Genomic DNA, 11,388 nt, shown 5'->3' with positions numbered 1-11,388 from the left:
CGGGATGGACGTACCGCTGGTGTACCAGTTGTTCTGCCAAGGGCATAGCTGGGTAGCTAAGTACGGAAAGGATAAGCGCTGAAAGCATCTAAGCGCGAAGCCTACTTCGAGATAAGATTTCCCACCGCAAGGTTAAGACCCCATGAAGACTACATGGTTGATAGGTCAGAGGTGGAAGTGTGGTAACATATGTAGCTTACTGATACTAATAGGTCGAGGACTTGACCAAAATAAACCTAAAGGTTTACATAGTGAACCAAATCCTTATTAAAATTTTAATGAGGAAGATTTCGGTTAATAAAAACATAATGGAAACATTAAATGTTAGCAGTTTTGAAAGTACTAATTAACTAATTAGTATAACAGAAACTTGATTAGCTGGTGTGGCTCAACGGTAGAGCAGCTGACTTGTAATCAGCAGGTTGTAGGTTCGATTCCTATCACCAGCTCCAATAATAACTAGGCAATGGCCTAGTTTTTTTGTGTGAAAAATAAAAAGAAAAATTAAAATTAGCTTAAATCAATTTTCATAAAATTGATAATTTTTAGATTAATTTTGGTATAAAATGGAAAAAATTTCTATGTAAATATTTGACGAAATATGGTATTATATTGAAATAAATAAATTAAGTATAGAAACAACTTGGTTTAAAAAAGAAAATGTTTCTTAGACAGGACATCAAAGGAGAGATTGAAAAAATGGGTAAACCAAATAAAAAGAAAAAATCATTTACATTGCCATCGGCTTATACTGTGTTATTAATTATTACAGCAATAATAGCATTAGCAACACAATTTATACCAGGAATTAAAGCAGCTAAATTTTCAGATTTAGTTATGGCACCAATAAACGGATTAAACGAGGCTATTGAAATAGCAATATTTGTTTTATTAATAGGTGGTTTTTTAGGAGTAACAGCAAAAACAGGGGCATTAGATGCAGGAATAGGAAATGTAGTTGCTAAATTAAAGGGAAAAGAATTAATATTAATACCAGTACTTATGTTTATATTCTCTTTAGGAGGAACTAGTTTTGGTATGGCAGAAGAAACTATAGCATTTGCTGCATTAGTTACAACAACTATGATAGTAGCAGGATTTGATCCATTAGTTTCAGTAGGTACAATTATACTTGGAGCAGGTAGTGGAGTTTTAGGTTCTACTGTAAACCCTTTCTTAGTTTCAACAAGTATAGGAGCTTTAAATGGAGTAGGAATTGAAGTTAACCAGATAATAGTTATAGGAACTGGAATAGCTTTATGGTTCTCATCATTGTTAATATCTATCTACTTCGTTATGAAATACGCAAAGAAAGTTCAAAAAGATAAAAATGCTTCAATATTATCAGAAAGAGAAATAAAAGAAGCACATGATGCATTTATAGGAAATGACAAAAAGGAAGAAGTAGTAGAATTTACTGCTAAAAGAAGAATAGTTCTTTGGTTATTTACTTTAACATTTTTAGTAATGGTAGCAGCAGTAATTCCTTGGGAAGAATTTGGAGTAACAATATTTGCAAACACATCATTCTTAACAGGATCTTCACTAGGTCACTGGTGGTTCTCTGAATTAGGTATGTGGTTTGTAATAATGGCAATTATTATAGGTGTAGTTTACAGAATGAGTGAAAAAGATATTGTTGGAGCATTTATGGATGGGGCTGCTGACATGGTTGGAGTTGCATTAGTTATAGGTGTGTCAAAAGGTATATCAGTAATGATGAATACAACTGGATTAGATAATTATGTACTAAATCATGCATCATCAATGTTAAATGGAATGTCACCTATAGTGTTTACTATAGCAGCATTCTTAATATATATGGTATTATCATTCTTTATACCATCAACTTCAGGACTTGCTGGTTTATCAATGCCTATATTTGGACCTTTAGCAGTTTCTTTAGGATTCAAAGCTGAAATATTAATATCTATATTCAGTGCAGGTAGTGGATTAGTTAACCTAGTAACACCAACAAGTGGTGTAATAATGGGAGCTTTAGCTATAGCAAAAGTAGATTATGCTACATGGGTCAAATTTGTAAGTAAAGTTTTAGTTGCAATATTTATATCATCATCAATAATCTTATGCTTAGCTATGATGTTAGTATAAAATTCGCGTTGCTAAAAATGTATTTGATTAAGGGAGAATTAAAATGAAAATAGAAAATTTACAACCAGAATTAGTATTTAATTATTTTGCAGAAATATCAAAAGTACCTAGAGGTTCAGGAAATGAGCAGGGAATTAGTGATTACCTAGCTAGGGAAGGAAAACGATTAGGGTTGGAAGTAGTGCAAGACGAAAATTTAAATGTTTTAATTAAAAAGCCAGCTACTAAATCATATGAAAATGCACCTACTGTTATAATTCAAGGACATATGGATATGGTTTGTGAAAAAAATAAAGGAAAAGAACATGATTTCACAAAAGATCCAATAGAATTAAGAGTAGATGGAGACTACTTATATGCTACAGACACAACATTAGGAGCAGACAATGGAATAGCAGTAGCTATGGGTCTTGCTTTACTTGCATCAGATGATATACAACATCCAGCTTTAGAAGTAATATTCACAGCAGATGAAGAAGAAACTATGAATGGTGCAATGAACATAAAAGGTGAATTATTTAAAGGAGAATATATAATAAACCTTGACTCAGAAGAAGAAGGAACAATAACTGTAAGTTGTGCAGGTGGAGTTACAGCAGTTGTAACAATTGATAAAGAATATAAGACAGTTGAAAATAAAAAATCAGCTTATAAAATAGATATAAAAGGACTTCTTGGTGGACACTCAGGAATGGAAATAGACAAACAAAGAGCTAACTCTAATGTGCTTATGGGTAGGCTTTTAAATCATATTTCTAATGTTTGTAATATAGAATTTGATTTAGTATCTGTTGAAGGTGGACTTAAAAATAATGCTATTCCTCGTGAGGCAGAGTGTATAATACTTGTTAATAGTAATGATGAAAGCAAGTTAGAAAAAGAGATAAACAATGCTTTACAAGTATTCAAAAATGAGTATAAAACTTCAGATCCAGATGTAACAATAGAATTTGAAAAATGTGACAAAGCATATGACAAAGCTTTAAATGATAAGTGTAGGGAAAGTATAATTGAGCTAATTAATTTAATGCCAAGAGGTATCCAAACAATGAGTATGGATATTAAAGGACTTGTTGAAAGTTCTACCAATTTAGGTGTTATAGCTAACAATGAAGAAAACTTTATATTCGAATTTGCTACTAGAAGTTCAGTAAAAAGTTTAAAAGACGATTTAAATAATAGAATGACTTTATTATGTAATAAATTAGGAGTAAAATTAGATCTAATGGATGATTACCCAGAGTGGGAATATGCAAAAGACTCTAAATTAGAAAAAATTTGTGTAGACACATATGAAGAAGTAATGGGTAAAAAACCTGAGATAGTGGCAATACATGCAGGGTTAGAATGTGGATTATTATTAGATGCAATAAAAGGAGCACAAGCAATATCGATAGGACCAAACCTATTTGATGTTCATACACCAAATGAGCATTTAGATATACCATCAACGAAGAGAACTTGGAAATATCTTGTTGCTATATTAAAAAATATAAAATAGAAAAAAAGCGTCAACTTAAGTTGGCGCTTTTTTAGTGCTAGGAAAAATAAGTTACATAGGTTTAAATCCTTCGCCTAATGCTTCAAAAATATCTGTGATTATTATAAATGCGTATGGGTCTGTTTGTTTAACAAGTTTTTTTAATGTAATAACTTCTTTTTTTGAAACAACAACAAGAAGTACATTTTTTTCACTTCCAGTATATAGCCCTTGGCCTTTTAAAATAGTGGCACCTCTTTGTAATTCATCTGTTATTGCACTTCCAATTTCCATATATTTATCAGAAATAATAGTAAAAGATGTGGAAGTATTAATACCTTCTACTATTATGTCGCTAACTTTTACTATTATATATAGAGCTATGGCAGAATAAAGAGCAATTTCAATATTTTTGCTAACAATACCTGATAAAGCTACAATACAACCATCTGCAAATCCCATAAGTGTAGGAACACTAAGGGAAGAAAAAGCCTTATTTGCCAAAATTCCGATTAAATCTGTACCTCCAGTACTTCCGTTTATTCTAAATATAAGTCCTAAAGCTATTCCAAGGACAATACCTCCAGATATGGAAGATAAAAGTACGTCATTTGTCACATTAATATTTCCTAGGTTTTCAGTTATTTTCAATGATGCAGTAAGAAATATTATGCCGAGTAATGTTTTTGAGGCATCCTTTTTTCCAAGAATTCGAAAAGCAAATAGAAATAAAGGTATATCAAAAGTTATGTTTATTAGCCAAATTGGCAAGCCAGTTAAGGTGTTAATAATAATTGATACACCTGTAAGTCCTCCTGGTGCAATATTATGAGGATTTAAGAACATATTTATGGAAACAGCCATAAATAAACAGCCTACCATTAAAATAATTACTTCATTAAATTTCAATGCTGATTTCATTTTAATTACACCTTTCAATTAATAAATAAATACACTTCTTATCAGTTTAACCAGGAATGCTAAATATTATGTGAATAGGTAAGGTGTAAAATGCAAAAAAAGAAAGCTAGGGTAGGAGTCCCTAACTTTTAAACACATGAAACGAAATATTTTCATTATAAAATGAAAAATAATTCTAGGTAGGTAGTAATAATCACTTTTAAAATAGTGAAGTCACAACTTACCATCTACAATTATATAGTACAACAAATTTTATATTTTATGGTTAAGTTCGTGTTAAAAGTATATTAAAAAATAAGTCGTAAGAAAGAAGTAATAAATTTAATAACTTTTCATAGAGTACTATTTCATCATGATTTTGAATAATAAATTATATCAAAATAAATGGGGGGATAATATGTTTTCGAGATCACAGATCTATAAAAGTGGGACAAAGAGACATAAAAACAGAAACTATGTGCTGATATTTTCTTTATTACTAACAGCCACGGTAGTATCTGTAGGGATTTTATTTCCGGAGAAATTTAATTATATATCAACAAAGTTATTCAATGTACTTGTAGATAAATTTAGTCCCATGTATCTTATGCTTATGCTGGGGATTTTTTTCTTTTCATTGTACTTAGCTTTTAGTAAATACGGAGATATAAAGCTGGGCAAAGAGAACGACAAACCAGAGTTTAGCAATGTGGTTTGGTTTTCCATGTTGTTTGGGGCTGGAATGGGGATAGGGTTAGTATTCTTTGGAGCATGGGAGCCTATGAGTCATTTTGTAAATCCCCTAAATGCAGTAGGTGGTAGCGAGGATGCAATTAGGTTTGCTATTGAGCAAAGTTTTATTCATTGGGGTGTTATGTCTTGGGTTTCTTATGCAGTTATAGGAGTTTCTTTGGCTTATTTTCAATTTAGAAAAGGAAGAAAGGGACTTATTAGCTCTACTTTAGATCCTATTTTGGAAAATAATAAATACAAAAATTTCATAAAGTTAGTAGTAGATGTTCTTGCTATTTTTATTACAGTAATAGGAGTGGCAGCATCTATGGGATTGGGAACTATGCAAATTGGGGGAGGAGTAGAGTATTTGTTTGGAATAAAAAATAATTTCAAACTTCAACTTCTTATTATATTAGTAATAACAGTAATTTACATATGGACAGCTGTTGGTGGATTGGACAAAGGAATGAAACAATTATCAAACATAAATTTAACTTTGGCAACTATTCTTGTTGTGGGATGCTTTTTTGTAGGACCTACTTCAGAAATTATGAATACATTTGTAAATGGTGTAGGTGATTATATTAATTATTTTGTATCACAAAGTTTATTTATAAATCCTATTACTAGTAATGAGTGGGTATACAAGTGGAGGATTTTTTATTGGGCATATTGGATTTCTTGGTCACCATTTGTAGGGGTATTTATAGCCAGAATTTCAAAAGGAAGAACTATAAGGGAGTTTATTTTGGGAGTTATTATAGTTCCTTCTATTATATGTATGCTTTGGTTTGTAATCTTTGGAATGATGGGCATGAATTTAGGTTATGAATTTGCAAAAGATGCAATTATATGTACTGACACTAGTTTGTTCAAAGTATTTTCTCACTACAAAGGTGGATTTGTATTTTCCATAACAGCCATATTCTTGTTGTTTACTTTTTTTATTACTTCAGCGAACTCTGCAATATATGTGCTAAGCATGTTTACATCTAGGGGAAGTTTAAATCCTAAAAATATAAATAAAATAATTTGGGGAGTTATTCAAGCATTATTCGCAATTGTTTTTATAATGCTTGGAGGTCTTGACATACTCCAAAGGTTTGCCATAGTAGTGTCTTTTCCTTTCGCCTTCGTTATTGTAGCCATTGGAATTGCTTTGGTTAAAGAACTTAGAAAAGAAAAATGTCGAAAAAATTAGAACGAATCATGTTCAAAAAAATGTACAATTTAGTTGTACATTTTTTTGAATGTATATATAATAAACTTAGATATAAATGGCATATATTTCCAAAACTTATCGAAATTATATACAAGCTTATTTATATCTGGTATTATGGGAGGATTTGTATGGAAAAAGTAAGCAATAATATTAAATTCTGCACGTTTATTAATATTTTGAGAACTTATTCTAGTGAAGATGTTTCCATATCCATAAAAGAAATAAACGAACATATGAAAGAAAAGCTTGGTGTTACTTTAGACAGAAGAACCATGTATGCCTATATTAAAGATATGAGGCAGATTGGTTTGACAGTTAGTGATTATGATAAAGAAAAAGAGGGGTATTTTCTTTATGACTTTTTTTTCAAAGAATATGAGTTGAAACTTTTAATGGATTCAGTAAAATCAAGCAAATTTATCACCAAGAAAAAAACGGAAGAACTTCTAGAAAAAATAAGTACACTTAATTTTATTTACAGGGGTAGGATTGTTGAAAGTAATGTATTTATTGATGAGACTTCTAAAACTATAAATGAGGGGATTTATAGTAATATTGAACTTATTGATAAGGCAATTATGAAAAATAAAAAAATTACTTTCATCTATTGTTACAAGAAGTGTAGTCAGGGGTTAATTTGCAGTAAAGAATATAAAAATCAAGGGGGGGTTTTTAAAGTCAATCCAATTAGCATGGTAAACGACCATGAAAACTATTATCTAGTATCAATTCAGGATAACTTCGAGAAATTCAATTATTACAACATAGAAAATATGACCTCCATAGAAATTTTAGAAGAGGAAATTAATGACTCAAGGTTTATAGAGAGATATAAATCTGGGCTTAATGCTTCTGAAAGTATGGGAAAAACTATTACAGAAGATCTAAAAGAATATGTGAGAATTGGAGGGAGTAATGGAAGCAAGTATTAACTTAAGAGAATATTTGGACATGTTTAAAAGAAGAAAACTTATAGTTATTTTAACTATGATTGTATGTTTGGCTTTGGGTGTGTATAAAACCTACCAAAATTATATAAGTTATATACCAACATATAGCTCAAATATAACTGTAAGAATAAATACTTCTAAAGAATTAATGAAAAAGAAAAATAGTAAAAAAGATAAAGACACAGAAATTGTAGATCCATATTCAACATATAATGTCGCTCAAAATCAGAATATTGCAACATCTTATAAATCATTGGCGTCATCGCCAAATGTAGCAAATATAATAGCAAGTTCATTGAAGGTATCATCAGCAGAGATTGGAAGTATAAGTGTTACACAGAGGGAAGAAACAACTGATTTTTTAGATATTACTGTAGTTAGCAGAAATGCAAAAATGGCAAAGGATGCAGCACAAAAAGTTCCAGAAGCTTTTAATGAGGAATTAATAAGACTTGTAGGCATTGACTGTGTTGAAGTAGTATACGATGCATCAGAAGCATCATTAATAGGAAGGTCAAGGGATTTAACTATATTTAAATTTGCAGTAATAGGGATTGTATTGTCCATATTCTTTGTTTTATTTAGAGAATGTTTAGATACAAAAATTGTTACACCAGATGATGTAAACAAATATTGGAATTATCAATTAATAGGAACTATTCCTTTAGACAAAGATTCTTCCAAAGGAAAGCGTGGTTCAAAAAATAAGGAGGGGCAAACATGTTAGGATTATATGATAGTGGGAGCTTTGAAGTTAATGAAGCTTACAGAGAAATAAGAACTAATATTTCATTAAATACTGATTTAAAAACCATAGTTTTTACCAGTGCTGAAATGAATGAAGGAAAAACTACTACAGTATGTTCCGTAGCAAAGTGTTTCTCTGATTTAGAAAATCATAGAATTCTCCTAATTGATTGCGATTTTAGGAAGAAATCAGTTGCTAATACTCTAGAAATAGATAACAAAAAGGGAATAGCAGACGTAATAATAAATGATATGGAAATGAAAGAATGTATAAAAAAGGTGGATGAATTTGATGTATTAACTTGTGGGATATCACCGTCAAACACTTCAGTTTTATTAGAATCAAAAAAATTTAGAGATGCTATAGAAAATCTAAAAGGGGATTATGATTATATTTTTATAGACTCTCCGCCACTGGGAAGACTAAATGATGCAGCCATCCTTGCAAGATATTCAGATGGAACAATAATAGTAAATGCATCAGAAAGTATAGACCAACAAATGGCAAAAGTAACAAAAGACAAACTAGAAAAGGTTAATGCAAACGTTATAGGAGTAGTACTCAACAAGTTTAAATCAGATGATCATAAATACTACAAATATTATGGGTATTATGAAGAGGAAAAGAAAAAGTCATTTTTTAAAAGAAGGAAAAGAAGATAGCTAATTTGTAGGGGTATGGATTGGTTGTTTGTAGGGGAGATGGCTAAATGGGGGCTAAAATTTTAGAGAAAATCAATTACTACAGTAAAGAGTATGGTGATTTTAGATATAGACAGGGGGTCTTACTAATATCAGATACCATAATCTTCATTGGGGCTTTTATCATATCTTTATCAGCTACCATGAGCATTTCTTATTTGCAACAAAATATATTATTACCATTACTAACAATGATAATAGTATGTCTAACAATATTTTCAGTCTTTGGAATTTATAAAACATTATGGTCTACCAGTGTAGACAGAGAAATCATAATGATTTTATTATCTACTATAACTTCAACTTTTGTATATTTTATTATTTTTAAAATAGAGAATATCAACTATGATGGGATTTTCTATATAATAAATGCCTTATTTATTCATGTGGCAATGTGTAGTATAAGAATTTTATATAGAGCATCAAGAAAAGCATTACTTTATTTTAGATTGAATGAAAATCTAGAAAATAGAATGAAAGTATTGATAGTTGGGGCAGGCTCAGCTGGTAATCTTATTTTAAAAGAAATGTTTGAAAATCCACAGCTTAATATGTATCCTGTGGGAATAATTGATGATAATGAAAAAAAATTAGGAAAATCTTATTACAATGTACCTGTAATAGGAACAACTGATGATATAGAGAAGGTAGTACAAAACTTAGATATTGATGAGATTATTTTTAGTATAGCTAAAATAACAAGAAAAAGAAAAGCAGAAATTATGCAAACTTGCAAGAAAACAAGTTGTAAAATAAAGACAATACCAGGAATTTACGAACTTATTGATGGAAAAGTTGGAATAAAAAACATTAGAGAAGTGAACATAGAGGATTTACTAGGAAGAGATAGTGTAAAAATCAGAGATGCAGAAGTGCTTCGCTTTTTAAAGGGGAAAAAAGTGTTAGTTACAGGAGCAGGGGGCTCCATTGGATCAGAGCTTTGCAGACAAATATCTTTTCTAAATCCGAAAGAGTTGATTTTAATAGATATCTATGAAAATAATGTATACGAACTTCAACAAGAATTAATAAGAAAATATAAAAATCTGGACTTAAAGGTTTTGATTGCATCTGTAAGAGACAAAAACAGGATGGAAGAAATTTTTATAAACTACCAGCCGGAAATAGTATTCCATGCTGCAGCACATAAACATGTACCTCTTATGGAAGATAGTCCTTGTGAAGCCATAAAAAACAACGTGTTCGCAACGTTAAATATGGCAGAGCTTTCAGCAAAATACAAGGTAAAAAGATTTGTATTAATTTCTACAGATAAAGCAGTAAATCCAACAAACATAATGGGCGCAACAAAAAGATGTTGTGAAATGATAGTACAAACTTTAAACAAAAACAGTGAAACAGAGTTTGTGGCAGTAAGATTTGGCAACGTTCTAGGAAGTAACGGTTCTGTAGTTCCTCTATTCAAAAAACAAATAGAAGAAGGAGGACCAGTAAAAGTAACTCATCCAGAAATAACAAGATTTTTTATGACAATTCCAGAGGCAGTATCATTGGTATTGGAGGCAGGAACAATCGCTAGGGGTGGCGAAATCTTCGTGCTAAATATGGGAGAACCAGTGAAAATTTTGGACTTGGCAAAAAATCTTATTACACTTAGTGGTTTGGAACCAGGCGTTGACATAAAGATTGAATTCACAGGGCTAAGACCTGGGGAAAAATTATATGAAGAGATACTTATGGATGAAGAAGGCTTAAGAGACACAGGAAAAGATAAGATTTATGTGGGACAACCTATTGAAGTTAACGAAGGGGAGTTCTTTGATAGGTTGAGACATTTAAGATATGTGGCGGATATGGAAGATGAAGATGAAGTGAGGTATGTAATAAAAGAATTAGTACCTACTTACATAATAAAAGAAGAAAGAGGTGGAAATAAGGTTGCAATTACAGGGTAAAATTAGACCATTTTACCCTAAGATTAAGCGAATTTTAGATTTCTTAATTTCAATAATAGGAATTGTAATTTTATCACCATTATTTTTAGTAATAGTCTTATTAATAAAGTTGGATTCCAGGGGACCTGTTTTATTTAAACAGAAAAGAATCGGAGTTAATAAGAAAGAATTTAACATTTTAAAATTTAGAACAATGAGAATTGATACACCAAAGGATATGCCTACTCATTTATTAGATAATCCAGAAGCTTATATCACAAAAATTGGGGGATTTTTGAGAAAAACAAGCTTAGATGAATTACCACAGATTATCAATATTATAAAAGGGGAAATGAGTATAATTGGTCCTAGACCAGCACTTTGGAATCAGTTTGATTTAATAGAAGAAAGAGACAAATACAATGCAAACGACGTAGTACCAGGTCTTACAGGGTGGGCTCAAATCAACGGTAGAGATGAGTTACCAATAGATGTGAAGGCTTGCTATGATGGGGAATACGTGGATAATATGGATTTTACTTTTGATATTAAATGTTTCTTTTTAACTATATTTAAAGTGTTAAAAAAAGATGGGGTTGTTGAAGGAAAATTGGAAAAGTAAAAATACGTTTACTTAGGGGTTTT

9 protein-coding genes, 1 tRNA gene and 1 rRNA gene are annotated in these 11,388 nt (G+C 30.7%); 10 read left to right on the top strand and 1 reads right to left on the bottom strand.

What is annotated here, in order from left to right; all coding sequences use genetic code 11:
* The 4 genes from K0040_RS16250 to K0040_RS16235 form a co-directional block, all read left to right on the top strand.
* A 23S ribosomal RNA gene (locus tag K0040_RS16250) occupies positions 1-229 on the top strand; the annotation flags it as partial.
* 148 nt (positions 230-377) lie between these two features.
* Positions 378-452, top strand: a tRNA-Thr gene (locus K0040_RS16245).
* Between the two features lie 247 nt (positions 453-699).
* Positions 700-2,112 (top strand): YfcC family protein, encoded by a 1,413-nt coding sequence (locus K0040_RS16240; RefSeq protein WP_228109802.1) that lies wholly within the window; start codon positions 700-702, stop codon positions 2,110-2,112.
* A gap of 43 nt (positions 2,113-2,155) precedes the next feature.
* Complete coding sequence (locus K0040_RS16235; protein WP_228109801.1) at positions 2,156-3,613, top strand: aminoacyl-histidine dipeptidase; 1,458 nt, start codon at positions 2,156-2,158, stop codon at positions 3,611-3,613.
* Between the two features lie 51 nt (positions 3,614-3,664).
* On the opposite strand, the gene K0040_RS16230 is transcribed toward K0040_RS16235, so the two are convergent.
* Positions 3,665-4,513 (bottom strand): YitT family protein, encoded by an 849-nt coding sequence (locus tag K0040_RS16230; RefSeq protein WP_228109800.1) that lies wholly within the window; start codon positions 4,511-4,513, stop codon positions 3,665-3,667.
* Positions 4,514-4,910: 397 nt separating this feature from the next.
* On the opposite strand from K0040_RS16230, the gene K0040_RS16225 reads away from it, so the two are divergent.
* The 6 genes from K0040_RS16225 (at position 4,911) to K0040_RS16200 (ending at position 11,365) form a co-directional block, all read left to right on the top strand.
* A complete protein-coding gene (locus K0040_RS16225; RefSeq protein ID WP_228109799.1) occupies positions 4,911-6,428 on the top strand; it encodes a BCCT family transporter in 1,518 nt (505 codons plus the stop codon).
* A 149-nt stretch (positions 6,429-6,577) separates the two neighbouring features.
* A complete protein-coding gene (locus K0040_RS16220) occupies positions 6,578-7,381 on the top strand; it encodes a WYL domain-containing protein (protein ID WP_228109798.1) in 804 nt (267 codons plus the stop codon).
* Positions 7,365-8,126 carry a YveK family protein gene (locus K0040_RS16215; RefSeq protein ID WP_228109797.1) on the top strand — a complete coding sequence of 254 codons (762 nt, stop codon included), beginning with the start codon at positions 7,365-7,367 and terminating at the stop codon, positions 8,124-8,126. Before K0040_RS16220 ends, K0040_RS16215 begins: the two co-directional genes overlap by 17 nt.
* Complete coding sequence (locus tag K0040_RS16210) at positions 8,120-8,809, top strand: CpsD/CapB family tyrosine-protein kinase (protein ID WP_228109796.1); 690 nt, start codon at positions 8,120-8,122, stop codon at positions 8,807-8,809. Before K0040_RS16215 ends, K0040_RS16210 begins: the two co-directional genes overlap by 7 nt.
* Before the next feature lie 47 nt (positions 8,810-8,856).
* On the top strand, positions 8,857-10,764 hold the full coding sequence (locus tag K0040_RS16205; protein ID WP_228109795.1) for a polysaccharide biosynthesis protein: 1,908 nt from the start codon (positions 8,857-8,859) through the stop codon (positions 10,762-10,764).
* On the top strand, positions 10,748-11,365 hold the full coding sequence (locus K0040_RS16200) for a sugar transferase (protein ID WP_228109794.1): 618 nt from the start codon (positions 10,748-10,750) through the stop codon (positions 11,363-11,365). The genes K0040_RS16205 and K0040_RS16200 overlap by 17 nt, the downstream gene beginning before the upstream one ends.
* Positions 11,366-11,388 lie beyond the last annotated feature (23 nt).

Origin of the sequence: Terrisporobacter petrolearius (assembly GCF_020748185.1) — a bacterium.
Lineage (GTDB): Bacteria > Bacillota > Clostridia > Peptostreptococcales > Peptostreptococcaceae > Terrisporobacter > Terrisporobacter petrolearius.
This window is presented reverse-complemented; position numbering and strand designations above follow the sequence as displayed.